Below are 26,381 nucleotides of genomic sequence, written 5' to 3'. Positions count from 1 at the left end.
GGCCGTGATGGCCGCGTGTCAGGGAGGCTTCAAGATATCTCCTGCAAACATCGCGCAGGAGAAAATCCGCGGATCGTCCATAAAAAGCGGACGAAGTGTTGCGATTTTTCCGACTTTTGCGCGGATCTTTCACTCGCTAGCTTTTACTGCGCGCAGGCAGCTTGTTTGAGGCTTGGGCGCTCCGCCGTCGCAAAAAGTTGCCTTAAGGGAGTTTTGACATGCACAAGAACGCCTTCACGCCCGACAATGCCGCGATGGTGCTGATCGATCACCAGGTCGGTACGATGTCGTGGACGCACTCTCTCGATATCAACATCGTCAGGAAAAACACGCTCAAGCTCGCGCAAATTGCAAAGGCTTTGGAAATGCCGGTGGTGTTGACCTCGAGCATGGAGGATCAGATCAATTTCACCGGCCCGCTCATCCCGGAGCTCGAACAAATCCTGCCTGAGGCATTTGCTGCAAGGATCCGGCGCCCGGGCATCGTCAACGCGATGCATCACGAAGGCTTCAACAAGGCTGTCAAGGCAACCGGTCGTAAGAAGCTCTTCGTGGCTGGTATTACCACCGAAATTTGTATCACTTTTCCAGTGCTGCAAATGCTGGAGGAGGGGTATGAGGTGCAGGTGTCGGCTGACGCCTCGGCTTCGTTTTCGCAAGTCGGTAATGATCTGGCACTGCAGCGCATGCACAAGGCGGGCGCAGCGATCGTGACCGTTCCACAGATCGTTTCCGAGTTGGCGCTCGATTGGACCAGCCCGAACGGCAGGAAGCTGGTCTCGATCATTGAATATTCGTGAGGCCGCCTGTCGTACGAGCGACCTCTCGGCTGCGGTCACGAACATTTCGCTGGTGACAGCGATGACGGTATTTCGTCGATCAGCAAGTCCGCTTCGTGACCGGCGCAAACGACTATCCAGCTCGATGCGGCCGGCTGCGGTTGTAACCATTTTTGCTGTAGCCGTGACGCCCCCGTGACAGGGGAGCTTCAGGATATCTCTTGCAAACATCGCGCAGGAGAAATCTTACCATGCTCAAACAGTACCTCTCTTCAAACGTGAATCGGATGGTTCGGCCTTGCCGGATGCGGATCGGCCAGATTGCGGACGGACTCGGCGGCAAGCTCGTCCGCGCAGTGTATCCCGATATGCCGGGATACACTCGACGGCAGCCTGTGGCGCCGACTGTGGAGGCAGATAGTCCGACCAGCCGTTGGTGCAGGACGGACTTGGCGTTCTTCATCGCAGGTTTCGCCCTCTACGGCGAGTGGTTACATCCGAGCACGACGTTCATCGCTGAGGCTGCGCTGGTCACCGCGCATGCGGCGTTGGCCACCGCACATGCTCGCCAGGCGCGCCGAGCCGTTCCGCCTTCCATGACGCACGGGCAGGGCGGCTTACGGCCGCCAAAGGTCGCGCCGGAGTTCGCAGCGAGGGCTGAGTTATGTCCGCGTCGCCGCGGAAGCTGGATGAGCGAGCTTAGTGAGAAGTTCACGGCGCTGTGGGCGCATTGGCGCCGGGAGCGGGAGATCAAAAGCGCGATCGCAGCCCTGTCGAAATACGACGAGCGGACCTTGCGGAACCTTGGCATCCACGGCCGAGCGGATATCGAGCGGATGGTGAGGTACTGCCGTGATTGCTGACACAGCTTTTGCCGGTCAACGGATATCACAGGGTTCTTGATGTGCGGTGCGAAGATGCGCCCAAAGCACGTGGCCTCGGCGAGCGCCATCGCAGAGAGCTAAATCACCCATCAATCTTCACTGCCAACAGAAATCGACGAGGACGGCGGCGTCCACGTCTGGCCAACTCAGAGGATCTCGCAGATGTACAAATTGATCCGGACCATAATTCCAATCTTGCTCCTCAGCGGCCGCGCCGCTGCCGCACACGTGATTGCGCCGGGAAGATTGTTGATCAGTTCGGCGAGCGTGCAAATCTCCTCGTCACAGCCATCCGGTCCGGGACTGCTCGGACGCCCGCCGGTTGGCCATCGACAGCCGAAGATCAGAGATGTCATTTTTGAAAACCCGAACGACCTCGAACGGCGCAGCGAAGAGGATATCAAGATCGATCGCAAGCTCATCATTTGCCGCGGCTGCTGACCAGAGCTGCCCGCGCCCGACGCCGAAGTCCGGCTGATACCAGCGTGCACCGCCAGATCCATCTAAACTCAGGGTTCTTTCTTCCCCGAAACTCAGCAAACCCAAGCTACGCACCGGAGGTGGAGGCGGCACCGAAGCCAATCCGGCCTACAACTTCTGCGACTTCGTGCGATGTCCGTTCTTCCGCCGCTGTTGGGGGAGCGGACATCGGTCGGGTCAGACGCTTAATGAGTACACGCCCTAGTGCTTCCACAACCAGCCGCGCTCGATCGCGTGTTTGAGCCCGACGCCGAACTCGCTGCCGATGCCCTTTAGCTTGAACAAGAAGGGGCGTTGATCCTCTCGATATGGATCCGGCCATCCTGAACAGCCTCAACGTTGGCTGCGAGCTCGACAAGCTTGCGCGCGGCCGCTTCCGGATTTGCATAGGGTCGTTCGTCGGCGTGCTTCATTGGCTTGTCCCATTGGCGTTCGTGGACGATGTCAACGCCGGCCGTGCTGCGATCGCCTTTGACGCGCAGCCGGGCCGCATCCTGGGCAAGCCGTGCGTCCTTTAGCGATACCTCCTTCAACGAGCCAAGACCGTGCCACCGCTCTTTCCCGTCTTTCCAATATCTGTAAGACCAGCTTTTCGAGGTTGGTCCTGTGACGATCAGGTAGAGACCGCCGCCGTCGGCGTATTTGCCGGGCTTTATAAGGCGCTCTACGTCGAGTGGTTTGAGCCGTCCAGCCATTGTTCCTCCGAAAGAATCGTCCTCCGAACCCACGGTCTTCAGCTACGGTCAGTGACCCGATTAGGAAGAACACCGACGAACTGTGAAGTACAGTCTTTCGGCATAAGTTACTGAATTTGCTGTGGAGTTCGAACGACCACGAACAGTGGTGAACAATATACTGGCGGAAGGGGTGGGATTCGAACCCACGGTACCCTTGCGGGCACGCCGGTTTTCAAGACCGGTGCCTTAAACCACTCGGCCACCCTTCCGGATCAACAGGATCAGGCACTTAGCCTAGCGGACGACCGAACGCAACGCGAACTTGGACCCAGCCCGGACCCAAAGAGCTCAGGACCCAAGAAAACCGGTAGCGAAGGCCGACAAGGTCGAGTTCAGCGGCTCGTCCGTCTGCTTCGCGCGCTTGCGCTTCGCGTAGTTTCGCAAGAGCACCGCCGGGTCCGCCGACGAACCGTTAGTTCGTTCGTTGAGCGCGCGCCTGTTTGACATTGCGAGAGACGACACGATCGTAGGCCGATAAAGCGGCATCGGTCGCCAGCTCAACCATTTCTCGATAAGCGGCGTCGTTCGTTTGAGTGAAGCTTTCGTGGATTGCTCCGGCAAGCTGTTCGTCTGATACGGCGCCCCCCGGGGCCGCTCGTCCGGTGAGTCGGCTATACAGATTCAAGCGATACACGTCGGCGGCGATTTGCCAGGCCCAATCCTCCAGTCCCAGTTGTTCAACCACCCAGCCGACCCCTTGCTCCATGCGCAGAAAAATTGGGGTAGTCGACGCCGGGCATAGAAAAAACTAACTCAGGTTAGAAAAAAATCTGCCTTACAAATTCAGGTGGAAGCCGCCGCTCAAGGCGCTGCTAAAGACCAGGCCCGCCGGTTCACGCCACGCCAGGTGCTCTAATGCATTGTCCCGGCGGTGGTGTTCATTTCCAGCCCCGGAGATGGGAACTAACAAAAACCTCGGATACAGATTTTGCGCGCGAAAGCTGGGAAGGTTTCAGGCCCTGTCAGTGCACGCTGGCGCGCCTAGCACTCCCGGGAAGCCCACCAGCGGATGATGAGGCATGGCCGGCTGTCCCACTAGTTTCAAAATAGAACGCTGCCGGGCTCGAAATACATGTCCCGGCAGCGCCTCATTCTCAAACTGAGCACTGAAATCCCAGTTAGGGCTAATTTTGCAATGGGCGTGCCACAGGTTTGTGACTGCGCCCGCCGGCTCATGCTGGCGGGATTCGCTAGTTGGGGGTGCTGCCGCTCTTGGTCTTGGACGAATTTTTCACGACCGGTTTGGCCGGCGTGGCCGGCTTCTTCGCTTCGTCGCCGCGGGCAGCTCCCCACGGATCGACTGCCTTCTGGTTGGGAACATTGCCGAGGGAGCGTTGATAGGCGCGCTCGGCCCGAATGTCGTTTGCCTTCTCGGCCTCCGTCTTGGCCTTGGACTCTTCGCCGTACATTGGAACATGGTCCTCAGCCAATGCGGTCTGTGCGATCAGGGCGAACATGACAGCGACGGCGATTTTGCGCATCGAGAAACTCCCGGTTCTGCAACCAGCATAACATCGCGCCGATTGCGGCATCAATGCATCGGAGTGGACGAAGCCGCTCGCCTTCCAAGACCGGTGCCTTAAACTACTCGGCCACCCTTCCGGACAGAGAATGCTTGTCGCTTAACGCAGTCGACCGCGCAAGGCAACGCGAAGTTGGCGCTTGCGCGGGGAAAACCAACTCCGTTGAGGAAACAGGCCGGGAAGGGCGAAGCTCGGCTTCGTCGAACAGTCGTTCGGCGCGGATTCGCTCACGGTGTGGCTCGGCTTCGTCCCACGACGACTTGCACGCTGCGCTCAATCGCGCAGCGTTTGATGACCGGACACCTCCGATGGCCGGCGCTGAGCTTGAGCAACGCACTCGTGCTCGCATCCGCCTCATCCGCACGACGCATGGCCAGATCTGTCGATTTGATAAAGGTTGTATGAAATAGATCACGCAACCCTGAAAAATATTCGCGCTTGCTTCGACGTTGAAGGTGCGTGTCTACGTGACATCACCCCAAAGTTGTGCTTAGTCTCCGACCGCCTTCTTCGTCTTGCCGTCCGGGGGCTGGAATGGACACCGAAGCATTGACCGTTGCTTATGCGCGCGTGAAGGCGATCCTGGATGAAGCTGCCGGCGACAGCACCGCTGATTATGGTGGCGCTGGACGGTTTTGGGACAAGGGCGCACAGGCGCTGGAGGCGGCCGAGATCTTCGGCATCAAGATGGTTGCTCCTGTGCCGGAGGGGCACGCCTGCTGCATCCCGCCGCATGCGCGCAGCGACGCGTCCGGATTGATCAAGGGATTGCGCGGTGACGCACCGTTCGACGGCGGCCGGTTCCCGGGGCTGCCATGGGGCGGCAAGCGCGTCGCGCCCACTGACGTCGACCGCATTGCCGACTGGATCGACGCCGGCTGCCCCGATGATGCGACCAGCGTCGCAGTCGAGCTTGCGCCTGGCAAGCCGGCGAAGACCGCGACGGTGAAGGTGAGCGAGATCGCCGAATTTGCGGTGGCTGCCGACGGCTATTCGCCGGCCGCGGATGCCGGCGAGCCCAGGCGGCGCATGAACATCGACTGCATGAGCGAGCCGCAGCTCGAACGGCTGCGCCGCGGCTTCCGTCGGCTTTACGATCTCGACCACTGGCCGGAAGACCGGCGCAACTACAACAACCAGGCGCTGATCCACCAGAACCATTGCCAGCACGGCTGGGAGCGCTTCCTGCCCTGGCACCGCGCCTATCTCTACGAGTTCGAACAGAACCTTCAGGACTTCGAGCCCGGGCTGATGCTCCCATACTGGGACTTCACGATGCCGGAGTACCGGCCGGAGGAGCCGGACAAGGGCCGCATCATTCCGAATTCGATGAAGGCCTATCTCACCGAGGAAGCGGCCGAGACGCTGTTGGCGGCGCTCGATCCGGTGCCGACGGCGGCTCAGAAGAAGGCGATCCTGGCGCTCGCGCACGACCGCGTCACCTTCACCTCGCAGCACAGCTTCTTCTGCCACCTGATCACCACGATCGGCTATTCGGCCGTCACGCCCGATCCCGCGAATGCCAACCGGCAGTGCTTCATCGACGCGCTGCTGCACTCGAACTCGCTCTGGTACCCGCTGCGCTATCCTGCGGAGTATGACGGCGGCGGCACCATCAACCAGGTCATTCACTATCATTACCCCTCGGCCGACGACATCGCCCAGATCCTGAGCCTCAACAATTTCCGCGACTTCGGCGGCGGCAGCATCTACGACGCGGCGTTCGGATTCCTCGACCAGAATCCGCACAACACCATGCACATCTGGACTGGCGGCCAGAACCCCGATGCCGGGAAGGCGGCCTATGTTTGCCAGGGCGGGCCGACCGCGACAGGAACGACACCGCAGCCGGGCGCGGAGACGGCGCGCCTGCGTGCGCTCACGACGCGTCGCAACAGCGCCGCGCAGGTTGGCGGCCGCCGCTTCCATGCCCGGCCGGATCTCTATTCGCAGCCGGATTTCGGCGACATGTTCAGCAATCTGACCGCGTCCTACGACCCGGTGTTCTGGCCGATCCACGTCAACATCGATCGGATCTGGTGGGAGTGGCAGAAGCTCAATCCGAATGCGCTGCCGGCGGATCTCGATTCCGTGCTGTCGCCGTGGAACTACACCATCCGCGACACGCTCGACATCGCGCCGTTCGGCTACGAATACGTCCGCAGCTCGCATTTCATACCGGTTGGACTCGAGGCGCCGGTCAGCCGCTTCGTGTCGCAGCTGATCAACGTGCCGCCGGCCGCGCGCAGCTTCAAACGCGCGGAGATCCGCCTGCATCAGGTGCCGCAATTGATGCGCTCCTGCTTCGTGCGCGCCTTCCTGAACGAACCCGGGGCCGATGCCTCGACGCCGATCAAGGGCAATCCGCACTACGCCGGCTACATCTCGATCTTCGGACACGGGGCCTGTTACGGCGGTCCCGGCCATTGCGATATCCCGCCGCCACAGCCGCGGCGCTTCGATCAGCGCGGCCGCAGCCACAACACGCCGCGCGTCCATCGCATCGACGTCACGGCCGCCGCCAGGCAGGCGCTCAAGAAGAAGAGCCCGCTGCAGATCACGCTGGTCGTGATCGGCGGCGACTACCAGGAGGAGAGGGAGCTTCTGAAGCTGGAAGGCGTGTCGATCAGTTTCCTGGATTGAGCAATTCCTGGGTTGAGAAGGTGGCGGGGAAGTCATGGCGACGTATCGAATCCATCCGGGCATCGGCATCGCGCGCCTGGGCAACAGCGACAGCGAATTCTATCTCGCGCCGGAGACGCCCGCGGCGATGCCGCTCGCCTGCGACAGTTTCGGCAATCCCCTGCACGGCCCCGACGGGGTCACACCCGTTCCGGTCAAGACCTTCAAGGATGCGCAGGGCCGCGTGAAGCGCCAGGCCGCGCGCTTCCAGATCTTCGTCTATGACGAAGAGTCCCCGGAAGGCAGGCCGCTGGCGCTCGGCGATGCCGTGGAGGGCGGCGGCAATCACGGCGTTCTCGTCGACATCCAGTGGCGCGTCTATGTCGCCAACAAGAAGGCCTCCTGGTACCCGTTCACCGAGCTCAAGGGCGAGCACGGTTACGCCCCCGGCAGCGCGCGCCGCAACGCCGACGTCACCGGTCAGGACCGCGACCTGCTCATCATTGATCCCGGCCCGCGCAGCGTGAACGCGACCACCAACCGGCGCGCGCATTTCGATCGTTCGGGCGGGCCCGGCGGCTACGCCACCACGTTTCCGCCGAAGGGACTCCAGCCGTTCGACATCGACACGCTGGGCGAGATGATGACCGACAACAAGGGCCGCCTGGTCGTGCTCGGCGGTCACGGCAATTCGGGCATGGACGTCAGCGGCAGCTTCGGTCCGAAGATCGAGGACTATGCCAACACCGACGGCTGGTACGACGACATCTCCGACGGCCCGGTAATGGCGCGGCTGATCATGTATTCGAAACAGGTCGGCCAGACCCGCTACATCGACGTCGAGTTTCCGGCCTGGGTCGTGGTCGGCTACCCGCGCTTCGTACCTGAGATCCTCGACATGATCACGATGGACGAGGTGCTGTACGATCTCTATGTGCGCCAGTTCGCCACCGACACCGGCATCTACGGTACGCTCGGCACCTATGACGATCCGCAGCAGATCCCGTTCCGCGACGAAGCGGCGTTGCGTCATTGGCAGGCCGGCCGTCTTGCCTGGAATCGCAATTATCGGCCATGGTTCTATCGCGACATCTGGCCGATCCTGTTCCGGCCGGATGAATTCAGGTATCTGAACGATATCCTTCAGCAATCGAACTACCCGCACGATCAGGCGCAGCGCGGCACGTTCGATCCCGACAAATTGTCGCAGGCCCCGAAACGCGCGACGCGGCCGACGGCAACGGCAACACCGTCGGATGCGCCGTTGCGCGATGCCAGTCAGGGCGAAGCGGTCATGGCGGTGGCGGCGGTCGCAGGTCCGACCCACTATTCCAAGGCCGACGATCCCTACGGACCGATGCGCCGCTTCCTGTTCGATCTGTTGCGCCGTGCGGGCGAGGCCAATTCGTTCCAGGTGCAGGACCGGGCATCGTCGCGCGTCCATTCGCTGCCGCTGATGCCATTGCTGTGCGGCGACAATCCGCTGACCAACGAGACGCCGTCGAAGTTTCTTCATCTCACCGAGTACCAGCTCTTCATCCTCGGCCAATGGGCGCGCGGCTGGTTCATCAACGAGAAGGAGGAGGGCTGGCTGCCCGACGGCTATTCACCCTTCGCGCCTTATCCGAAGACACCGCCGAAGACCGGCCGCGAGCTCGACCGCGGCGTGCTCAGCAACGTGCTCGGCGGCGCCTTTTGTCCGGGCGCCGAGCTCGGCTGGGTGATGCGCAACCCTTCGATCTACCGGGCGCCGTATCGCATCAACGCCGATCGCAGCGTCTCGGATTTCCTGCAGAGCGCCGCCCAGGCCAATCAGGACCACGGCACCGTGATTGCCGACCCGACCTTCAACGTCAACTCGCCGCTCAGCCAGGACAACGACTTCGAGACCGGTCTCCAGCCGGGTGACCTCACCAAATATATGGGGTTGCCCTGGCAGTCCGATTTCAACGAGTGCACCACGCAGCCGATCAATATCACCTACGCCGACTGGAACAATCTCTGGCCCGGCAGCGACAATGACGATCGCTTGCGGCGCGACGAGAAGACCTGGACCACGCTGTGGTGGCCGGCGCATCGGCCGTTGCAGTCGTTCGAGATCGCCTCGGTCTCGAACGGAAAGCCCAATTACGTCTGGACCACGTGGAGCCGCGGCGTCCCGCAGACGCCGGTCGGCGACCTCAAGATGGTCACCGAGTGGTCGCTGCTCGGTTTCATCGTGCGCAATCCCTACGAGCCGGCCGTCAAGCCCGCCGACAGTTATCAAGGGCCCAAATACGTCAGCGTCGAGCGAACAACCGGGTCGAGGCCCGATCCCAAAAGCGAGGCATCATGAGCGACAATCCATTCGTCGGACATTGGACCTATCGCAGCCTGCTCAATGATCCCGACGTCAACACGGCCTTCAACAATCTCGAATTCGGCCGCGGCACGATCGAGATCGTGGACGGGCCGATGCAGCTGCTGACCGGCACGATCGGCGGCCCGGGCTGGTCGCTCGCGCTGAAGGGATCGCGCGCCTATGGATCGCCGATGCAGGTGCGCTTCCAGGGCACCGGCGTCGTCGGCGGCGAGGAATGGATCTACGATTATTGGGGCTCGCTGGTGCCGGCCTGGCCCAATGGCGTCGACCAGCGTCCGGCCATCGTCGGCTCGGTGATCCGGACCATCCCGCACAGCGGCGGCTCGCCCGGCACGGTGGCGCCTGCCGGTGTGGTGGCGTCGTTCTACGCAGTCCGGGCCGACTGACCTTGGCCGCGTTCGACATCATCGTTGCAGGCGCAGGTCCAGCGGGAGCGGCCGCTTCCCGCGCGCTTGCGATGTGCGCGCCGGAGCTTCGGGTGGCCGTGATCGCGCCGTCCGAGCGGCGCGGGCGAGGCGAAGGACGGGGCCGAGGACGAGGCGAGGTCTTGTCACCGCTGGTCCAGCCGGTGCTGCGGCAGCTGGGTCTGTGGCCGACTTTCCTGGCGCAGGGCTTTGCGCCGTCGCACCGCACGCTCACCTCCTGGGACCAGGCCGGCTTGACGTCGAGCGAATTGCTGCTGGAAGCGCGCGGGCCGTCATGGCGCGTTGACCGCCGGGCGTTCGATGGCTGGCTTACGGCGGCGGGGTGCCGCGCGGCCGAGCGCGTCGATGCGAAGGTCTGTCAGCTCGCGCGCGAGGCGGACGGCTGGTCGGTCGTTTGCGACGACGGCAACAGCCATTCGGCCCGGCTGATCATCGACGCGACGGGCCGCGCCCGCGCACTCGCCGACCGCCAGGGTTCGCGGGCGAAAGCGCAGGACCGCCTGATTGCAGCCTATGCCGAGGCGACGACATCGGGGCCGGCCGCACCGGAACTGCTCGTCGAGGCCTTTGAAGACGGCTGGTGGTACACGATGGCACTCGACCAGGGCAGGCGCGCCTTTGCCTGCATGACCGATGCCGATCTGGCGCGTGGCCTCGGGCTGAACACGCCGGACGGCTGGCGCGCCGCTCTCGCCAGGACGCAATTCGTCTCGGCGCTCGGGAGCAGGATCATTCGGCTCGAGCAACCCCGCTTGATCCCTGCGGGCAGTCGGTACGCCGCAACGACTGCCGGCTTCCATTTCCTCTGCGCAGGCGATGCCGCAAGCGCTTTTGATCCGATCTCGGGCCACGGCGTGGTCAAGGCCATGCGCTCGGGCGTGTTCGCTGCCTATGCCGCCTGCGATTGCCTCGCGCGCGGTGATGCGGCCGCTCTCGATCGCTACGGCGCGTGGATCGCGCGCGAGGCTGCGGCCTACGCGACGACGCTGAGCGAACACTACGGCAGTGTTTCGCGCTGGTCCGAGCGGCCGTTCTGGCGGCGCCGGCGTGCCGACGCGCCTTCACGCAATCCTTCGAGCAGTCTTCTGGAACAGTAGGGCGGACAACATGATGAAGAGCTTCGCGCGAATTGGTCTTGTCATCGCCGCGCTGGGACCGAGCCTTCCAGCATTCGCGGCGCCGGTTCCCCGTGCTTTCGAACCGCCGCCGACGCTGCCCGGGCAGGGCAATGTCGTGGCCCTGGAGGCCGCCGTGGCGCCGGCCGTCGGCGGCTGCCGGCCGCAAGGATCGATCTCGCGCAGCGGCTCGATCGTCTCGGTGGTGCTCAACTTCGTGCGCGGCCGCTTCTTCATCAACAACCCGGATCCGACCGATCCGCAGCCGGATGGCCTCGACCCCGTCGAGCTGCGCTCCTATGGCGGCTGCAAGTCGGGCCCGGCGATCTTCGTCAAGCCCGGCGACACGCTGCGCGTCGACCTGATCAACCAGCTCGCGAAGGACGACCCGAGCTGTTTGCCCAATCCGCCGGAGGGGCTGGGCTTGCCGGCGTTGGTCGGGTGCTTCAACACCACCAACCTGCACACGCACGGCCTGCACGTTTCGCCTGCCGGCAACAGCGACAACGTGCTGCTCAACATCGCCCCGCAGACGAAGTTTCCGTATGAGATCAACATCCCCAACGACCATCCAGCGGGGACGTTCTGGTATCACGCCCACCGTCATGGTTCGACGGCAGTGCAGGTGGCGAGCGGCGCCTCGGGGGTGCTGGTCGTCAAGGGCGAGCGTCCCTATACGCCACCGTCACCGCAGAACCCGAAGCCGATTGCCGATATCGACACGGTACTGCATGACGTCAACGGCGCCCCGTTCAAGGAGCAGCTCTTCCTGTTTCAGCAGATCGCCTATGCCTGCTTCGCCAACCAGCCGAACCAGTCCGGCGGCCCGTGGCAGCAGATCTACACCACGCAGGGACTTTACAACGCCAGCAGTCCGGCAAATATCGCCAACGCGCCGTGGACGTGCCCGCTGGCGACGTCAGGCAATCCGGTAAGCCCCGGCGTCGTCGAGAACTTTGGCTTGCAACTGGACTCATCGTCGATCTGGGACACCAATGGCCGCTTCACCAGCGTCAATGGCATCGTGCAGCCGACGCTCACCGTGCCGGCGGGCGAGATCCAGCGCTGGCGCTTCGTGCATGCCGGCATTCACGACACGATCAACATTCAGCTCGTGCGCGCCACGCCGGTCGGCACAACGAACCTGATCGCGACCTCGGCTCTGAGCGGCAACCGCCAGCAGCAGAAGGCCGATCTTCTGGCCGCCTGCAACGCTTCGCCGGGCACGCTGATCCCGCAGTTCGAGATCGCATCCGACGGTCTGACCCGGACCAAATTGCGCACCGTGCACGCCTCGCAAGTCGGCGGCGTGCTCGAATCGAACTACATGCAGCCCGGCTATCGCAGCGACGTCCTCGTCGTATTCCCCTCGGACGGTGACTATTGCCTGCTCAACCAGGCGGCGCCGAAGGCAGAGCGCGTGTCCAACGGCAATGGCGGCGGGCAGGGGCCGTCGACCCCGCAATTGCTGGCCTACGTCCATGTGCGCGGAGGCCAGCCCGTGACCGGCGACCTGCAGGCCTATGTCGGCAAGGCGCTGTACGATGCCAATCCGACGCTGCCGGACGCCGTTCGCACCGGGCTGCGTGACGGCGATCTGCGGCCGTGGGCGCCATTCGAAAACCTTGCGCCGCCGGCTGCCGGCAGCCAGCAGCAGCAGGCGGCCTTCGCGATCAACTTCCCGGCCTTCACGGTCAACAACGCCTCGTACGATCCCGACGTGGTGAACTTCACGCGCGAGGTCAACACCACGGACGATTGGCTGCTGTCCGCGCAAGGCGAGCCGCACATCTTCCATATCCACGTCAATCCGTTCCAGGTGATCGACGTCACCACCACCAACACCAACGGTCAGCAGATCTCGATCTACAATCCCGACGGCACCTGCAAACCTGACATCGTGTATGCCGACAAGCAGCAACTGGCGAACCAGTATTGCGGCATGTGGCACACATTCCGCGACACGATCATCGTCGAGAACAACTATCAGATCCGCGTCAGGACGCGGTACGACCGCTACATCGGCGAGTATGTCCTGCATTGCCACATCCTGGACCACGAGGACGCGGGCATGATGGCCAACATCGCGATCGTTCCCGACCTCAACGCGCCGGGCGGCGGCCTCGGGATGGCGGGGATGCGCCATGCCAAGCAGCCGACGGCGACACCCGCGGCGACGCCCGTCGGCCACAAACATTGATCGTCACAGGAAGCAGGGAGGATTGCGCGCGATGAAGATCGGCATCCCCGTCTATGACGGCGTCGACATGCTCGACGTCGCCGGTCCCTTCGAAATGTTCGACTGGGCCGACTTCGACGTCGAGATCGTTGCGGCAAAGCCGGGAATGAAACGGTTTCGCAACCGGGGATTTCCGTTCGAGGTCGCAAAATCTTTCGCGGAATGCACCCAGTATGATGCCGTCTGGATTCCCGGCGGCGATCCAGACGCGCTCACCGAGATCATCAACGATCCGCACCGGACCTACGTCCAGTTTCTGACCAGGCAGGCCGCCGGTGCGAAGTACATGTGCTCGGTCTGCGAGGGAGCGATGCTGTTCGCGGCATCGGGTCTTCTCGACGACCACTGGGCGACGACGCACTGGGCTTTCCTGGAATGCTTCCCGACGCTGTTCCCGAAGGTGAAGGTTGCCGACGGACATCCGCGTTTCGTGCTGGATCGCAATCGCCTGACTGGAGGCGGAATATCCGCGGGCCTCGACGAGGCGCTGATGTTGATCACGCTGCTCGGAGGCACGGAGCTGGCGCGCGAGGTTCAGCAAAACACCCAATACTATCCGGAGCCGCCGGTCCGCAGTGCGATTCCCGCAGCACCGCAGTGCCCTCTCACAGGCATCAAGCCGCCGGGAGCGACGCAATAGGTCCGGCCGCGCGACGAGTGAATCATCTAACTATCTGATATGTCGAGACTTCAATCGACCGCGCCGGCCTACTTGGTTCAACTCGTGGAACCGTTTCGCTGCCTGCGCGTTGTCTCCGCATGACCGAAGACCTTTCCTTCCGACGCAAACCCTTGACCCCTGAGCAGCGCCAGGCTCGTGATGCCGCACGCCGGATCGAGGCCGAACAGGCCATGCGTGATCACGAAGAGGCGCAGAAGGCGTTTTACGCCAACAAGGAACGGCTGAGGGCCGAGCGGCTCGCGCGCGAAGCGGCCGAGGCGAAGGGCTGACCGAACGCGGTCACCGCCTCCAATCTTCTGAAGCGCTCTCCCAACCGGAGACCGGCGGCTAGTGCCGGTTGGACATGCCCGTTGCGCTCAAAGCCAGCTTGAGCGCCTGGACGGCGCCGGCGAACGCGCCGCGGGGCGCTTGCGCCTCGATCGCTTCGGCTGCGATGCGACAATCGTCGGCGACCTTGAGCAGCCCGCTTCGCGCGAGATCCATGGTGGAGAGGGCGGCCTGCTCGAGGCAGACCCGTTCAAGCCGTCGAAACTCCCGCAGCTCTTTGTTCATGCGTCAGCTCTCGATGTCCCCCGGCCCATCCGGCGCCGAGTCTGCTTAACGGACGGTAAACATCTCTACCTAGCCGATTTGGCTGGCGCGGCGCTGGCGCGTGCCGTGCCCACGCCCGGGCTGCGGCGCACCACCGCGCAGGCTTGACGGCCTCTGCCTTCCGGGAGGAAGATTCAAATGATCCTAAACTGACGAGAACCACGGAGACGTTCGCTCCCAGCCAGTCCGATTCTCCTCAGCGAAAACGCATTGGAGCTGACCATGACCACGTTCGACAAGCGCGAGCAGGGCTTTGAGGCCAAATTCGCCCACGACGAGGAATTCATGTTCAAGGCCACGGCCCGGTCCAACAAGCTGCTCGGGCTCTGGGCCGCGGGCCAGCTCGGGCTCAGCGGCGATGCCGCGGCAAGCTACGCAACGGCGCTGGTGACGGACAATCTGGAGAGCCAGACCGACGATGTCGTGAGCAAGGTGTCTGGCGATCTTGCCGCCAAGGGCGTCGCGCGCGAGCAGGTCGCGCAGAAGCTTCAGGAGTGCCTGCACCAGGCGCTCGCGCAGCTCGAAGCAGACAAGTAGAAGGCAGCTTCGCGCCTCACTCGGCGTGCCTGCGCATGCCTGAATCGCTGAGCTTATCGACGAAGGCGATGCCGAGCGCCGAGACGATGAAGGTGAGGTGGATCAGCACCTGCCACATCACGCCGGTCTCGGTAAAGCCGGCGCGGTTCGAGCCGAGATTGCCGGCCTCGATGAAGGTCCGCAGCAGCGCGATCGAGGAGATACCGATGATGGCCATGGCGAGCTTGATCTTCAGAACGCTCGCATTGACGTGGCCGAGCCATTCCGGCTCGTCGGGATGGCCCTGGAGGTCGAGCCGCGAAACGAAGGTTTCGTAGCCGCCGACGATGACCATCACGAGCAGGTTGGAGATCATCACGACGTCGATGAGCGCCAGCACGCTCATCATGATCTGCTGCTCGGTGAGGTCGATCGCGTGCCAGGAGAGATGCCAGAGCTCCTTGAGGAACAGCACGATGTAGACGCATTGCGCCACGATCAGTCCGAGATAGAGCGGCAGTTGCAGCCAGCGCGAGCCGAAGATGATCATCGGGAGCACGCCCAAACGCGGCGACGGCGGGCGGGGTTCGGTCCTGGGTGCAGGCTCAACCGACATTCAGGCAGCATCCTCGCGAGCTGAAATGATCTCGCTTTCATGTAACCCGACAAGATGGCCGGCGGAAGACGGCCAAGCCGCCGGCTGCGGCCGACAGGTCGCGCAGTCTCGTGCTACCGTGCCGAACGGCCAAAGAGCCAGGGCTTGAATCGGGAGGCGGGGGTGTCTTGGAGCGGCTTCGGCAAAGGGCTCGGCGGCATCGCGGTCGCCGTCGCAATCGTGGTTGGCGCCGGTGGCGCGGAGGTCTCGGCGACACCGCTGACGCCGTTTCGCTACGAGGCGCAGGCGCAACGTCATTGCCCGCACGATCAGGTGGTCTGGCTCGATTTCAGGAAAGGCGTCTATTACGGCAAGAGCCAGAAGCGGTACGGGCAGGGTTTCGACGGCAGCTTCGTCTGCCTGAGCGAGGCCCGCGACGGCCTTTATCGCCGCTCGTTATTGGGCCTGCGCTGAGCAGCGCGTGATTCGGAAAGCTTGGAGGACGGCTATTTCTGGGCGGGCAGATTCACCGGCACGTGCGGGGAGGTGCTGATCACCCGGGGGCTTCCGTCGGGATAGGTGCGGTCGCCGCGGATCAGCGATTCCAGAACCAGAAAAAATTTCTCAGCAAGCATTTGCGTCACCCTCGTTGGTGATGGCCTCTTGAAATGAGTCGAGGCGCCGAACGCAGAAATTCAATCAACTAAACGGGAGCAGGGCAATACCGGACAGCGCTGTATGCTGCATCGCGGTGTGGTTGTGGTTGGAAAGCAAGAGCGTGGTGGTGGTGCTCAGCCGAAGGCCAGTGCCACGAGGCTCGAGCAGAGAAGAACCAAGCCGCCGGCGGTCAGTGCCAGGAAGCTATCGGATACGAAGTCATGGTTGCGCATGGGACACCTGCCGCTCTCGTGTTCGATGCTCGGTCGGATCAATTAAGATTGTCCGAACGTGCCGTCTTGAAGAGGTGATCCTTGCCGTCCGCCCGAATGCCCTCAGGCCCTCGTGCGGTAACCTTCAAACGCATGGGCCAGGAAGATCCCCGCGCTTACCAGACCCATCAGTGCCGAAACCGTCTCGATCATCGTCAAATTCCAGTTCGCCCCTGCAACCGAGAAAACGCGTGCGGCCTTGCACAGTCAAAAGAATTCCAGTGAGCCACAAGACAATGGGGGTGGAGTGAGGATTTGGCGCAACAGAATGTCTAGGAGTGGCACAGAGCAGGGTGCTTGCGCTCCGTAGATCAACGGGGGAGAGGCGAACGTCCCGTTTACCATCCCAGCGCGAAGGCTGTGGGCTCCCCATTTCCGCCGTGTTCGGGTTGCGTTATCCTTACTGCTTCCGACGCGGTGGTGGGCCGCCTCGGATTTTGGGACCGGACAGCGCTCCCCCGTAGCCAAAGCGGGGTTGGGTGCGCCTCCGGCGAAGTGGTATTTGGGGCGCATGGGGATCCGACGGTCAGATTCGGTTTTGCGGGCCGCACGCGGTGTTGCCGCGGTCGCGACCTGCCTCGCGCTTGCCAATTGCGCCTCCTCGAACAAGTTCGCCAGCCGGGTCGATCCGAAGTACGGCGTGTCCTCGAGCCCGCGGGTCGTGGCGTTTGGGGATCCGGTTCCGAAAGGCGGCGGCACCTACCGCGTCGGCAAGCCCTATGTCGTTGCCGGCCGGACCTACGTGCCGGAGGAGGACGTCAACTACCGCGCCGAGGGTATGGCGTCCTGGTACGGCGACGATTTCCACGGCCGCCTGACCGCGAATGGCGAAGTGTTCGACATGACCTCGCTGACGGCGGCGCATCCGACCCTGCCGATGCCGTCCTATGCGCGGGTGACCAATGTCTCGAACGGAAAATCGCTGATCGTGCGCGTCAACGACCGCGGACCCTATCACGGCAACCGGCTCATCGACGTCTCGAACAAAGCTGCTGAACTGCTTGAATTCAAAGGCAATGGCGTCGCCAAGGTCCGTGTCGAATATGTCGGCCGGGCGCCGCTGGAAGGCTCCGACGACCGCCAGCTGATGGCGACCCTGCGCACCGGAATCCCGGCGCCGTCGCCCTCGATGGTGCGGGTTGCCTCGGCAAGGCCTTTCGTGCCGGAGCTGCCATCGTCGAACCGTGGCGCCATTCGCGGCGAGGTTCCGACGCCGGAAGGGCGGCCCTATAATCTCGGCAACACCTCCGCCGACATTGCGTCGCTCAACGCGACCTCGGAGATGTCGGCCTCGAGCCGCAGCCGGGGCCGGGGCCGGGCGCTCCAGAACGCGCGCGCCGTGTCCTATGACGAGGATGGCCGCTACGCGACCGAGAACGCGCCGTCATCGGCCGACGGCGCCGCCGAGGCCCGCAGCATCCTGAGCGGCCGCGGCCTCTACTAGGCAGGTACCAAGCCGGCAAATCCGGCGGCGGCGTGGCGCCGCCGCTGGCGCGTCGTCGCGCCCAGTGATCAGAATGGGATGCGCGCGCGTCCCGTGAACGTCCATATCTGCGTGTTGCTGCCGATGCCGCCGAGTTCGGCGCCGAAGCCGACCGTGCTGCCGCCCGCGAGCCTTGCGCCGATGCCGCCCGTGAAGCGGGCTGACCAGCCTTGGAGTAATGGTGTCGAAGCAAGCGGGATGCCGCCCGCAGCAACGATCGCGGCCGCATCGTCCTGCGTGAAGTAATAGTCGGCAAAGACGCCGGCATAGGGGACCAGCAGCACGCTATCGAGCCACGGCACGGGATAGGAGACCCTGTTGCCGGCAGACGCGCGGCCGCTCGAGAAGGTGCGGGCCGCCTGCTGGGTGCCGAGCGAGTCGACATAGGCGTTTTCCCGCTCCCAGATCGCGTAGACCTTGGCCGACGGTTCGATATTGAAATTGGCCCAGCTGTAGCTGCCGGTGAAGCCGGTCGCGAAAATCCAGCGATTGCCGTTGAAATTGCCTTGGGCCGTCCCGGCGGTGCCGTCATAGCCGATGCCGGAATAGGTCACGGCCACGTCGTAACGCAGCGTCGGGATGATCTTCCAGCCGAGATAGGCGCCGACGGTCCAGCCGTCGCCCTTCAGCTTTCCGTTGATGTCGGTCTGGGTGTAGCTGAAGTTCTCGTAGCCGCCGGTCACACCGACCAGCAAATTGGGTCTCGCCCGGTAGGTCAGTCCGGACAGCAGGTTGACCTGCTGGCCGAAGAGCGTGGCCTGGGTTGCACCCTGACCGATGTTGCCGGACGAGCCCCATTGATCGATGCCGCTGCCGCGCACGTCGATCCAGAACAGCCAGTCCTTCTGCTCCCTGAAGCGCGCAGCCGGTGCCTTGGTCGGAGCGGCCCGATCGATCGCGGCGAAGGCGTCATCGATCCGCGAGGAGCCGCGCCCGCGGCCGCCGGTCCGGCCGGGGCCGCCGTCGCCCGAATAGGCGTTCAAACTTTGAGAACCGGGCTGCTGACCGGATTTGGGCTTGTCGTCCTCATCGCCGTCGGGCGCGGCGGCGAAATTGACGCGCAGCCCGCCCGCGCCCGGCGTGATGTATTGCCCGCCGTCGCTGAACCCTTCGGAAATCGCGGTGTCAATCGAACCGGAGATCGCCTGTCCCGAACTCTGCGCCACGATCTTGGTGACGTTGAGCTGGAGGGCGCGCAGCTTGGCGCTGTCGGCGGGAATGTCGACCGACTGGTTCAGGGCCGGCGAGGTCGAGGCGTTGAAGGCCACACTGCCGTTGTAGCTCGCCGTGATGCTGTGATTGCCGACGGCGAGCGTGGTCGTGGCAAAGGTGGCGACACCGGCCGACAGGCTAGACGTGCCGATCGGCGTGCCGCCGTCGTTGAAAGTGACCGTTCCCGTCGGCGTTCCGCCCAAGCTGTTCACCTTGGCCGTGAACGTTACAGACTCGCCGTAGCTGCTCGGATTCTTCGACGAGGTGAGCTCCGTGGTGGTCGTCGCGGACAGATAGGTGAACCTGTCTGCCGCCGAGGTCGGCGACGTCCCTCCGCCCGTCGTCACGGTGACATCGACCGTGCCGGCGCCGGGCGGCGAGGTTGCCGTGATCGACGTTGCCGAATTAACTGTGAAGCTGGTCGCGTTGTTGGCGCCGAACTTCACTGCGGTGGCGCCGGTGAATCCGGTCCCCGTGATCGCCACGGAGATGCCGCCGATCGCGGATCCGGAGTTCGGTGAGATCGAGCCGACCGTCGGTGCCGGCGTGTAGCTGAATTGGTCCGATGCCGATGTCGCGGACGTTCCGCCTGGTGTCATCACGGTGATATCAACCGTACCGGCGCCGGCCGGCGAGACCGCGGTGATCGAGGTTGCCGAATTGACAGTGAAGCTGGTCGCATTGGTTGTGCCGAACTTCACCGCGGTGGCTCCGGACAGCGCGGTGCCCGTGATGGTGACCGAGGTGCCACCCGTCGTCGAGCCCGCATTCGGCGCAACCGACGTCACCGCCGGCGTCGCGGCGTAGCTGAACTGATCCGCCGCGGAGGAGGCCGACGTTCCGCCCACCGTCGTGACCCTGACGTCCACGGTGCCGGTCCCAGCAGGCGATGTCGCGGTGATCTGGGTTGCCGAATTGACGGTGAAGCCGGCCGCCGCCGTGGCGCCGAACGTCACCGCCGTTGCACCTGACAGATTGGCGCCGGTGATCGTGACAATGGTGCCGCCGGCCAGGGGGCCGCCTGTCGGCGAAATCGACGTGACGGAGGGAGAGCCGGCATAAGTGAACTGATCAGCGGCCGAGGTTGCGGACGTCCCGCCAGGGGTCGTCACCCTGACGTCCACGACGCCGGTCCCGGGCGGCGATGTCGCGGTGATCGAGGTCGCTGAATTGAACGTGAAGCCGGCCGCTGTACCGCCGAATGACACGGCCGTGACGCCGGTGAAATTCGTGCCTGTGATCGTCACCACCGTGCCGCCTGTCTGCGGGCCGGCGGTGGGCGAGATCGAGGTGACGGTCGGGGAGGGAGCATAGGTGAACTGGTCCGCTGCAGATGTTGCCGACGTGCCGCCGGCTGTCGTCACCCTGATGTCGATCGTGCTGGTTCCTGCCGGCGATGTCGCGGTGATCTGGGTCGCCGAATTGACCGTGAAGCCAGTCGCAGCCGTTGCTCCGAACACCACGGCCGTCGCGCCTGTGAAGTTGGTGCCGGTGATGGTTACGGTGGTGCCGCCGGAGCCCGGCCCCGAGGTCGGCGAAATCGAAGTGACCGTCGGTGCCGGGATATAAGTGAATTGATCGGCAGCCGATGTGGCGGAGGTTCCGCCCACGGTCGTCACCGTGATGTCGACCGTGCCAGTGCCTGCGGGCGACGTCGCGGTGATCTGGGTCGCCGAATTGACCGCGAAACCGGTTGCCGCCGTTGCGCCGAACGTGACCGCAGTTGCTCCGGAGAAGTTCGTGCCGGTGATGACCACGGTTGTGCCGCCGGTCTGCGGGCCTGATGTCGGCGAGATCGATGTCACGGTCGGCGGACCAGCATAGGTGAACTGATCCGCAGCCGAGGCCGCTGATGTCCCGCCCGGTGTCGTGACCCTGACGTCAACAGCACCGGCGGCACCTGCCGGCGAGGTCGCCGTGATCGATGTCGCTGAATTGAACGTGAAGCCGGCCGCCGCGGTCCCGCCGAACGTCACGGCCGTGACTCCGGTGAAGTTGGTGCCGGTGATCGTCACCGACGTCCCGCCGGCCGCCGGACCTGCGGTCGGGGAGATCGAGGTGACGGTGGGAGCGGCAATATAGGTGAACTGGTCCGCTGCGGATGTTGCCGACGTCCCGCCGGCCGTCGTCACTCGGACATCCACGGTGTTGATCCCGGCCGGAGATGTCGCGGTGATCTGTGTTGCCGAATTGACTGTGAAGCCAGTCGCAGCCGTTGCTCCGAACGTCACGGCCGTCGCGCCTGTGAAGTTGGTGCCGGTTATGGTCACGGTGGTGCCGCCGCCACCCGGGCCCGTCGTCGGCGAGATCGAGGTGACGGTGGGCGCGGCTACATAGGTGAACTGGTCGGAGGCCGTGGTCGCGGATGTCCCGCCTACTGTCGTGACGGTGACGTCGACGGTGCCGGTTCCGGCAGGCGCGGTGGCCGTGATCTGTGTATTGGAATTGACCGTGTAGCTCGCGGCATTGGTGGCGCCGAACTTCACGCCGGCAGCGCCCGTGGTCGTGCTGAAATTCGTGCCGGTGATGATCACCGATGTGCCGCCACCGGTTGGACCTGACGTCGGCGAGATCGAGGTCACCGTTGGCGCGGCAACATAGGTGAATTGGTCCACCGCCGATGTCGGCGATGTCGAGCCGTTCGTGACCGTAATATCGACGGTCCCGGCGGACCCCGCGGGCGCGGTCGCCGTGATCTGCGTATTGGAATTGACGGTATAGCTCGTCGCGTTGGTGGCGTCGAACTTGACGCCGCCCGCGCCGGTCGTGCCGGTGAAGTTGGTGCCGGTGATGACCACCGAAGTGCCGCCCGCGAGCGGCCCGGACGTCGGCGAGATCGACGTCACTGTGGGGCTGGGCAGATTGATCGTGAAAACGAAGGGGGTGTTCGCGATCGAACTGCCGGAGCAGCTTGCGGTGAAGTCGCTGCAGCCCGGCGCGTAATAGAGCGTGATCGCTTCGGCTCCGCTGCCCGTCTTGCTGTTCAGCGTAATGTCGATCTCGGCATGGCCGGAGTTCGCGGTCTGACCGTTCTGGTTCGGGTTGGTCGGATGAAACGTATAGGTCGCCTTCGCCGTCGTCGGATTGTAGTCGGCGGCGGTGAGCTGCTGGTTGCCCTGATTGGTACCGCTCGAATTGGCGATCGGCGCGTTGTAAAAGGAATCGGTGCCGGCGACGGAGTATAGGCCCCACACAACGGAGTCGTCGGCTGGGGCGGAGCCCGTGCCGATGGTGAAACACAGGCGGTAGACCTGACCGACTGACGTGAAGTTCACGGTCACGCCTGATGTGGAATTCGTTGTCTGATCGCAGGCGGCGTTCGCCGCCGCCATCGCGCCGAGCATCAAGACAGCCGCGATGCAAACGCGCTGAGCCGCTCGCCAAAGAGCGAGCCAGATCCGCCAAGGCAAAGCTCCGCCATCGCGCATCCGGACCGCAAATTCTCCGGTCGCTTCTGGCACGGCCACCGCAATTGCGTGACTCAACGGCCCCCCTCGGCGGCGGCTCTCACAGGAGAACTCCCGCTACGAAATCCCTGATTGTGAAATTGTTCGCGTATATTCTTGCGTGTATTTAGGACTGGAGGCTGCTTCCAAATGCAAGCAGGTGCGGGCTGCAACATCCCGAAAAGTCATCTTTCAGGACCACTTTGCGGCGAACCGTTGCGCCGCGGCAACAACTGCGTGTGCAAGTCATGACTGCCGAAATAACGCTAGAACTATTTATGATTGTATCTATTTATAATTGTACCCACGCTTGACTGTCAGCGTGAGCTGTTGAACAATCTCGGCGAGCAAAAGATATCGATACGCCCAGTCGTTCTTCAAACCACATTTGAGAAGTCGCGCATCATCAGGCGAATGCGTTCGCATGCGCGCATTTGGAGGGGAAATTGCCCGCAACACCCATTCTTGGGCAGATTATGCCTTTTGCCGGCTCCATCATTCCCAGGGGATGGGCCTTGTGCAACGGCGCATTGCTGTCGATCCAGCAGAACACCGCGCTGTTCTCGCTGCTCGGCACGTATTATGGCGGCAACGGCGTGACGGTGTTCGGACTGCCGAACCTGATGGGACGCGCTATCCTTGGCGCGGACAGCCAGGGCAGCTACGTGCCGGGAATGATCAGCGGCACGACCGCAGTCAACCTGACCACGGCCACGCTGCCGAGCCATCCGCACGGGATCCAGGCCAAGACCGATCAGGGCGGCGGCCGCGGCAACGTTGTGCCGACGGGCAACACCTTCGCAACGAACACGCTGCCTGCCGCAAATCCGACCAAGATATTCGTCGCTGCCGGCCAGCAGGAGACCCCACTCGCCATCGGCACCAATGTCCTGAACGAAGGCGGCGGCGCGCCGCACAACAACATGCAGCCCTACCTCACGATCAGTTATCTGATCGCGCTGCAAGGCGTTTATCCGTCGCGGGACTGAGCGCGCGCCGACGGCGGCAGGCGACAACTTTCACTCCGCACTTAGACCACGCATTCGCGACACGATTGGAAACGCGACCATGTCAGATCCCTTTATCGGTGAAATCAGGCTCTTTGCCTTTCCGCGCGTGCCGAACGGCTGGCTCGCCTGCAACGGGCAGAGCGTGTCGATCGCGGAATACCAGACGCTGTATGCGATCATCGGCACGATCTATGGCGGCGATGGGCAGACGACTTTCAACCTTCCCGATCTGCAGGGACGCGTCGCTATCGGACAGGGGCAGGGCACGGGTTTGCCGAACTTCAGTCTCGGGCAACCGGGTGGTGAAGAAGCGCACACATTGAACGAGCCGGAGATGCCGGTCCACAGCCATGCGTTGATGTCGTCAACGGCGACGGGCGACGCGGTAACCCCGGGCCCGACGCTGCATCTGGCGACGGCGACGGACGGGACTCTCTATGCACCGGCTGCCAACATCCCGTCCTATGATGTCATGGCGGCGTGCGTCGTCCCCGCCGGCAACAGCGTTCCGCACGACAACATGATGCCGACCGTCACATGCAATTACTGCATCTGCTGGGCGGGTATTTTCCCATCACAGGGCTGATCGTGCCGTCGAGGCAATCAAGCTCGCGCAATCGTCAGGGAGAACAAGGTGTCAGATCCGTTTGTCGGTGAAATCCAGGCGTTTCCGTTTTCTTTTGCTGTCCAAGGTTTCAACAATGCCTGGCTGCCGTGTCTGGGACAGCTCGTTCCCATCCAACGCTTCACGCCACTGTTCAGCCTGATCGGCACCTATTACGGCGGCAACGGCCAGACCAATTTTGCGTTGCCGAATCTTTCCGGCTCGGTCGTCATGAGCCAGGGCCAGGGACGGGGACTTTCACTGCGGAACATTGGTGAAGTCGTGGGCTCCCCCACGGTCACGCTGACAACAGATAATATGGCCCGTCACACCCACGGGCTGCAGCTTGGCGTCAAGACGGCCACGAACGCCACCACCGGCCCCGGAACGTCCTCAAACCTGACGGCGATCGATCCGGCGTTCAACGGCTTTGCCGCGCTCCCCGGCAACACGGTGCTGTCGCCGAACGCGATCGCGCCTAACGGCCAGGGCCAGCCTCACGACAACATGCAGCCGACCCAGGTGCTGATCTGGTGCATTGCCTACTCCGGGGTATTTCCAAGCTTCAGCTGAGCGGTCCCGGCCGTGGCGGCGCCCGCGCCGGGCGAGATGATCGGCATCGGGCATCACGGCTTGGCCATGCGGCTGACCGAAACGGGGGACGAGTCGTTCGTCCGGCATTTGTTCAAGACGGCGCGCGCCGAGAGCCTCGCGGTCGCCGGACTGCCTCCGGCGGCGCTCGACTCTCTGCTCGAACAGCAGTTCCGCGCGCAGTCCGCCGGCTACGCCGCACAATTTCCCGATGCCGTCTCGCTCCTGATCGTGCGACGGGATGAACCGATCGGGCGCCTGATCCTGCACTGCACGGCGCTTCGCTGGCATATCGTCGATATCGTGCTGTTGCCGGCCGAGCGCGGCCATGGTCTCGGGACAGAGGTCATCGACGCTCTCGAAGCGAGCGCTCGGCAGCAGGGTGTCGGTGCGCTGACGCTCTCGGTGCTTGCGGGCAATCCGGCCGCACATAGGTTTTACCTGAGGCGAGGGTTTGCCGAGACCGGGCAGGCGGGCGCCGCCCACATCGCAATGAGAAGGGATCTCGCCTAACGCTCAGCCGCCTCGCGCAGGAACTTCAGCAGCGCAGCGTTGACCTCGTCGGGCCGTTCCTGCTGGACCCAATGGCCGGCGCCCTCGATGATCAGCTTCCGCGTCAGATTGGGCAGCACGCGCTCGAGCTCGTTGACGCGCTTGGCGCCGATCAGGCCGGTGATGACGGCGTCTTTCGAGCCGGCAATGAAGAGCGATGGCTGATGGATCTGCGCGTCCTGCCAGGGCGCCGTCAGCTCCCAATTGCGGTCGAGGTTGCGGTACCAGTTCAGCCCGCCGCGGAAGCCGGACTTGCGGAAGCTTTCGGTGAAATAGGCGAGGTCAGCCTCGCTGAGCCAGCTGGGCAGCGGCTCCTCGGCGAGCGCGTGACCGAGAAAGCCCTTGCCCTCCTGGACGAACATCGCGGCGCTGGGATCGGCAAGGCCGCGCCCGCCGAGCACGATGCGCATGGTGCGGGCGATGTCACGCTCGAACTCGGCCTCGGCGACGCCGGGTGTCTGGAAATACTGCCAGTAGAAATTGGTGACGCCGCCCTGGCGGAGCAGATCGAGCGGCTTGCCGCGGCCGCGGAATGGCGGCGGTACGCTGAGGCCCGCCACCGCGGTGAAGATGTCGGGCCGGAACAACGCCGCGTGCCAGGCGACCGGCGCGCCCCAGTCGTGGCCGACCACCATCGCCTTGCTCTCGTCGAGCGCGTGCACGAGGCCAACGATGTCGCCGACCGTGTCGAAGATCGAGTAGGCGGCAACGTCCGCCGGAGCCGCGCTCTGGCCGTAGCCGCGCATGTCGGGGGCCACGACGCGAAATCCGGCGTCGGCGAGCGCCGGGATCTGGTGGCGCCAGGAGTAGGATAGCTCGGGCCAGCCATGGCACAGCACCACCAGCGGACCCTGGCCGGCTTCGCGGATGAACAGGTCGATCCCGTTGGCCTTGATGACGCGGGTGGACAACATCGCTTTTCCGCCTTGTTTCAGGGGTTTGGTCGGGAAATATGAGGTGCCACGATAGGGGCGCGCCGAGAATCGTGCAATCTCGGGTTCGGC

At 63.7% G+C, this 26,381-nt stretch carries 25 protein-coding genes and 1 tRNA gene; 17 read left to right on the top strand and 9 right to left on the bottom strand.

The window, feature by feature from the left end; translation table 11 throughout:
• Nucleotides 1-218 precede the first annotated feature (218 nt).
• From AB7008_RS26370 to AB7008_RS26360, 3 genes are all read left to right on the top strand, one after another.
• Complete coding sequence (locus tag AB7008_RS26370) at nucleotides 219-800, top strand: isochorismatase family protein (RefSeq protein ID WP_028158823.1); 582 nt, start codon at nucleotides 219-221, stop codon at nucleotides 798-800.
• Nucleotides 801-1,030: 230 nt separating this feature from the next.
• A complete protein-coding gene (locus tag AB7008_RS26365; RefSeq protein ID WP_155256071.1) occupies nucleotides 1,031-1,642 on the top strand; it encodes a DUF1127 domain-containing protein in 612 nt (203 codons plus the stop codon).
• Between the two features lie 183 nt (nucleotides 1,643-1,825).
• On the top strand, nucleotides 1,826-2,104 hold the full coding sequence (locus tag AB7008_RS26360; RefSeq protein ID WP_441259782.1) for a hypothetical protein: 279 nt from the start codon (nucleotides 1,826-1,828) through the stop codon (nucleotides 2,102-2,104).
• Between the two features lie 311 nt (nucleotides 2,105-2,415).
• Here AB7008_RS26360 and AB7008_RS26355 read toward each other — a convergent pair whose 3' ends face one another.
• The 4 genes from AB7008_RS26355 to AB7008_RS26340 form a co-directional block, all read right to left on the bottom strand.
• Nucleotides 2,416-2,838: an Arm DNA-binding domain-containing protein gene (locus AB7008_RS26355; protein WP_441259781.1), complete on the bottom strand. Its 423-nt coding sequence runs from the start codon at nucleotides 2,836-2,838 to the stop codon at nucleotides 2,416-2,418.
• 161 nt (nucleotides 2,839-2,999) lie between these two features.
• Nucleotides 3,000-3,089, bottom strand: a tRNA-Ser gene (locus AB7008_RS26350).
• Between the two features lie 203 nt (nucleotides 3,090-3,292).
• Nucleotides 3,293-3,565 carry a hypothetical protein gene (locus AB7008_RS26345; RefSeq protein ID WP_028158844.1) on the bottom strand — a complete coding sequence of 91 codons (273 nt, stop codon included), beginning with the start codon at nucleotides 3,563-3,565 and terminating at the stop codon, nucleotides 3,293-3,295.
• Between the two features lie 505 nt (nucleotides 3,566-4,070).
• The gene (locus AB7008_RS26340) at nucleotides 4,071-4,361 is read right to left on the bottom strand and encodes a hypothetical protein (protein WP_028158845.1); all 291 of its coding nucleotides are present in this window, start codon (nucleotides 4,359-4,361) and stop codon (nucleotides 4,071-4,073) included.
• A 576-nt stretch (nucleotides 4,362-4,937) separates the two neighbouring features.
• Between AB7008_RS26340 and AB7008_RS26335 the strand changes: the two genes are divergently transcribed.
• The 7 genes from AB7008_RS26335 to AB7008_RS26305 all read left to right on the top strand — a co-directional run bounded on the left by AB7008_RS26335 (nucleotide 4,938) and on the right by AB7008_RS26305 (nucleotide 14,117).
• The gene (locus tag AB7008_RS26335; protein WP_441259780.1) at nucleotides 4,938-7,046 is read left to right on the top strand and encodes a tyrosinase family protein; all 2,109 of its coding nucleotides are present in this window, start codon (nucleotides 4,938-4,940) and stop codon (nucleotides 7,044-7,046) included.
• A gap of 34 nt (nucleotides 7,047-7,080) precedes the next feature.
• Nucleotides 7,081-9,360 carry a LodA/GoxA family CTQ-dependent oxidase gene (locus AB7008_RS26330; protein ID WP_441259779.1) on the top strand — a complete coding sequence of 760 codons (2,280 nt, stop codon included), beginning with the start codon at nucleotides 7,081-7,083 and terminating at the stop codon, nucleotides 9,358-9,360.
• Nucleotides 9,357-9,773 carry a hypothetical protein gene (locus AB7008_RS26325; RefSeq protein WP_014495276.1) on the top strand — a complete coding sequence of 139 codons (417 nt, stop codon included), beginning with the start codon at nucleotides 9,357-9,359 and terminating at the stop codon, nucleotides 9,771-9,773. The genes AB7008_RS26330 and AB7008_RS26325 overlap by 4 nt, the downstream gene beginning before the upstream one ends.
• Before the next feature lie 92 nt (nucleotides 9,774-9,865).
• The gene (locus tag AB7008_RS26320; protein ID WP_441259778.1) at nucleotides 9,866-10,909 is read left to right on the top strand and encodes an NAD(P)/FAD-dependent oxidoreductase; all 1,044 of its coding nucleotides are present in this window, start codon (nucleotides 9,866-9,868) and stop codon (nucleotides 10,907-10,909) included.
• A 10-nt stretch (nucleotides 10,910-10,919) separates the two neighbouring features.
• On the top strand, nucleotides 10,920-13,127 hold the full coding sequence (locus AB7008_RS26315; protein WP_248883345.1) for a multicopper oxidase family protein: 2,208 nt from the start codon (nucleotides 10,920-10,922) through the stop codon (nucleotides 13,125-13,127).
• A gap of 31 nt (nucleotides 13,128-13,158) precedes the next feature.
• Nucleotides 13,159-13,806 (top strand): DJ-1/PfpI family protein, encoded by a 648-nt coding sequence (locus AB7008_RS26310; RefSeq protein ID WP_028158850.1) that lies wholly within the window; start codon nucleotides 13,159-13,161, stop codon nucleotides 13,804-13,806.
• 119 nt (nucleotides 13,807-13,925) lie between these two features.
• Nucleotides 13,926-14,117 (top strand): hypothetical protein, encoded by a 192-nt coding sequence (locus tag AB7008_RS26305; protein WP_028158851.1) that lies wholly within the window; start codon nucleotides 13,926-13,928, stop codon nucleotides 14,115-14,117.
• A gap of 58 nt (nucleotides 14,118-14,175) precedes the next feature.
• On the opposite strand, the gene AB7008_RS26300 is transcribed toward AB7008_RS26305, so the two are convergent.
• Complete coding sequence (locus tag AB7008_RS26300; RefSeq protein WP_028153369.1) at nucleotides 14,176-14,400, bottom strand: hypothetical protein; 225 nt, start codon at nucleotides 14,398-14,400, stop codon at nucleotides 14,176-14,178.
• Nucleotides 14,401-14,661: 261 nt separating this feature from the next.
• Between AB7008_RS26300 and AB7008_RS26295 the strand changes: the two genes are divergently transcribed.
• The gene (locus tag AB7008_RS26295) at nucleotides 14,662-14,976 is read left to right on the top strand and encodes a DUF1476 domain-containing protein (RefSeq protein ID WP_248883343.1); all 315 of its coding nucleotides are present in this window, start codon (nucleotides 14,662-14,664) and stop codon (nucleotides 14,974-14,976) included.
• A 16-nt stretch (nucleotides 14,977-14,992) separates the two neighbouring features.
• Here AB7008_RS26295 and AB7008_RS26290 read toward each other — a convergent pair whose 3' ends face one another.
• Complete coding sequence (locus tag AB7008_RS26290) at nucleotides 14,993-15,571, bottom strand: TIGR00645 family protein (RefSeq protein ID WP_028158853.1); 579 nt, start codon at nucleotides 15,569-15,571, stop codon at nucleotides 14,993-14,995.
• 162 nt (nucleotides 15,572-15,733) lie between these two features.
• On the opposite strand from AB7008_RS26290, the gene AB7008_RS26285 reads away from it, so the two are divergent.
• Nucleotides 15,734-16,024: a hypothetical protein gene (locus AB7008_RS26285; RefSeq protein ID WP_014495284.1), complete on the top strand. Its 291-nt coding sequence runs from the start codon at nucleotides 15,734-15,736 to the stop codon at nucleotides 16,022-16,024.
• A gap of 32 nt (nucleotides 16,025-16,056) precedes the next feature.
• On the opposite strand, the gene AB7008_RS26280 is transcribed toward AB7008_RS26285, so the two are convergent.
• Nucleotides 16,057-16,185 (bottom strand): hypothetical protein, encoded by a 129-nt coding sequence (locus AB7008_RS26280; protein WP_441259777.1) that lies wholly within the window; start codon nucleotides 16,183-16,185, stop codon nucleotides 16,057-16,059.
• 805 nt (nucleotides 16,186-16,990) lie between these two features.
• Here AB7008_RS26280 and AB7008_RS26275 point away from each other — a divergent pair.
• On the top strand, nucleotides 16,991-17,923 hold the full coding sequence (locus AB7008_RS26275) for a septal ring lytic transglycosylase RlpA family protein (protein ID WP_441259776.1): 933 nt from the start codon (nucleotides 16,991-16,993) through the stop codon (nucleotides 17,921-17,923).
• Between the two features lie 68 nt (nucleotides 17,924-17,991).
• Here AB7008_RS26275 and AB7008_RS26270 read toward each other — a convergent pair whose 3' ends face one another.
• The gene (locus AB7008_RS26270; RefSeq protein ID WP_441259775.1) at nucleotides 17,992-22,518 is read right to left on the bottom strand and encodes an IPT/TIG domain-containing protein; all 4,527 of its coding nucleotides are present in this window, start codon (nucleotides 22,516-22,518) and stop codon (nucleotides 17,992-17,994) included.
• A gap of 548 nt (nucleotides 22,519-23,066) precedes the next feature.
• Here AB7008_RS26270 and AB7008_RS26265 point away from each other — a divergent pair.
• The 4 genes from AB7008_RS26265 to AB7008_RS26250 all read left to right on the top strand — a co-directional run bounded on the left by AB7008_RS26265 (nucleotide 23,067) and on the right by AB7008_RS26250 (nucleotide 25,338).
• Nucleotides 23,067-23,609 carry a phage tail protein gene (locus tag AB7008_RS26265; RefSeq protein ID WP_441259774.1) on the top strand — a complete coding sequence of 181 codons (543 nt, stop codon included), beginning with the start codon at nucleotides 23,067-23,069 and terminating at the stop codon, nucleotides 23,607-23,609.
• Between the two features lie 79 nt (nucleotides 23,610-23,688).
• Complete coding sequence (locus AB7008_RS26260; protein ID WP_028158858.1) at nucleotides 23,689-24,216, top strand: phage tail protein; 528 nt, start codon at nucleotides 23,689-23,691, stop codon at nucleotides 24,214-24,216.
• Between the two features lie 48 nt (nucleotides 24,217-24,264).
• The gene (locus AB7008_RS26255) at nucleotides 24,265-24,807 is read left to right on the top strand and encodes a phage tail protein (RefSeq protein WP_441259773.1); all 543 of its coding nucleotides are present in this window, start codon (nucleotides 24,265-24,267) and stop codon (nucleotides 24,805-24,807) included.
• 12 nt (nucleotides 24,808-24,819) lie between these two features.
• Nucleotides 24,820-25,338, top strand: a complete 519-nt coding sequence (locus tag AB7008_RS26250; RefSeq protein ID WP_441259772.1) for a GNAT family N-acetyltransferase — start codon at nucleotides 24,820-24,822, stop codon at nucleotides 25,336-25,338.
• On the opposite strand, the gene AB7008_RS26245 is transcribed toward AB7008_RS26250, so the two are convergent.
• The gene (locus AB7008_RS26245; RefSeq protein ID WP_441259771.1) at nucleotides 25,335-26,291 is read right to left on the bottom strand and encodes an alpha/beta fold hydrolase; all 957 of its coding nucleotides are present in this window, start codon (nucleotides 26,289-26,291) and stop codon (nucleotides 25,335-25,337) included. The two genes, AB7008_RS26250 and AB7008_RS26245, sit on opposite strands and share 4 nt — an antisense overlap.
• Nucleotides 26,292-26,381: the final 90 nt, after the last annotated feature.

The organism is Bradyrhizobium sp. 521_C7_N1_3 (genome assembly GCF_052075975.1).
Lineage (GTDB): Bacteria > Pseudomonadota > Alphaproteobacteria > Rhizobiales > Xanthobacteraceae > Bradyrhizobium > Bradyrhizobium japonicum.
This window is presented reverse-complemented; position numbering and strand designations above follow the sequence as displayed.

What these genes read in the sequence shown, in the direction of transcription:
- AB7008_RS26300 (WP_028153369.1), bottom strand. Translation starts at nt 14,400, where the DNA reads ATGAACAAAGAGCTGCGGGAGTTTCGACGGCTTGAACGGGTCTGCCTC.
- AB7008_RS26355 (WP_441259781.1), bottom strand. Translation starts at nt 2,838, where the DNA reads ATGGCTGGACGGCTCAAACCACTCGACGTAGAGCGCCTTATAAAGCCC.
- AB7008_RS26295 (WP_248883343.1), top strand. Translation starts at nt 14,662, where the DNA reads ATGACCACGTTCGACAAGCGCGAGCAGGGCTTTGAGGCCAAATTCGCC.
- AB7008_RS26290 (WP_028158853.1), bottom strand. Translation starts at nt 15,571, where the DNA reads ATGTCGGTTGAGCCTGCACCCAGGACCGAACCCCGCCCGCCGTCGCCG.
- AB7008_RS26305 (WP_028158851.1), top strand. Translation starts at nt 13,926, where the DNA reads ATGACCGAAGACCTTTCCTTCCGACGCAAACCCTTGACCCCTGAGCAG.
- AB7008_RS26275 (WP_441259776.1), top strand. Translation starts at nt 16,991, where the DNA reads ATGGGGATCCGACGGTCAGATTCGGTTTTGCGGGCCGCACGCGGTGTT.
- AB7008_RS26360 (WP_441259782.1), top strand. Translation starts at nt 1,826, where the DNA reads ATGTACAAATTGATCCGGACCATAATTCCAATCTTGCTCCTCAGCGGC.
- AB7008_RS26245 (WP_441259771.1), bottom strand. Translation starts at nt 26,291, where the DNA reads ATGTTGTCCACCCGCGTCATCAAGGCCAACGGGATCGACCTGTTCATC.
- AB7008_RS26315 (WP_248883345.1), top strand. Translation starts at nt 10,920, where the DNA reads ATGATGAAGAGCTTCGCGCGAATTGGTCTTGTCATCGCCGCGCTGGGA.
- AB7008_RS26365 (WP_155256071.1), top strand. Translation starts at nt 1,031, where the DNA reads ATGCTCAAACAGTACCTCTCTTCAAACGTGAATCGGATGGTTCGGCCT.
- AB7008_RS26280 (WP_441259777.1), bottom strand. Translation starts at nt 16,185, where the DNA reads ATGCTTGCTGAGAAATTTTTTCTGGTTCTGGAATCGCTGATCCGCGGC.
- AB7008_RS26260 (WP_028158858.1), top strand. Translation starts at nt 23,689, where the DNA reads ATGTCAGATCCCTTTATCGGTGAAATCAGGCTCTTTGCCTTTCCGCGC.
- AB7008_RS26330 (WP_441259779.1), top strand. Translation starts at nt 7,081, where the DNA reads ATGGCGACGTATCGAATCCATCCGGGCATCGGCATCGCGCGCCTGGGC.
- AB7008_RS26335 (WP_441259780.1), top strand. Translation starts at nt 4,938, where the DNA reads ATGGACACCGAAGCATTGACCGTTGCTTATGCGCGCGTGAAGGCGATC.
- AB7008_RS26270 (WP_441259775.1), bottom strand. Translation starts at nt 22,518, where the DNA reads ATGCTCGGCGCGATGGCGGCGGCGAACGCCGCCTGCGATCAGACAACG.
- AB7008_RS26370 (WP_028158823.1), top strand. Translation starts at nt 219, where the DNA reads ATGCACAAGAACGCCTTCACGCCCGACAATGCCGCGATGGTGCTGATC.
- AB7008_RS26340 (WP_028158845.1), bottom strand. Translation starts at nt 4,361, where the DNA reads ATGCGCAAAATCGCCGTCGCTGTCATGTTCGCCCTGATCGCACAGACC.
- AB7008_RS26310 (WP_028158850.1), top strand. Translation starts at nt 13,159, where the DNA reads ATGAAGATCGGCATCCCCGTCTATGACGGCGTCGACATGCTCGACGTC.
- AB7008_RS26325 (WP_014495276.1), top strand. Translation starts at nt 9,357, where the DNA reads ATGAGCGACAATCCATTCGTCGGACATTGGACCTATCGCAGCCTGCTC.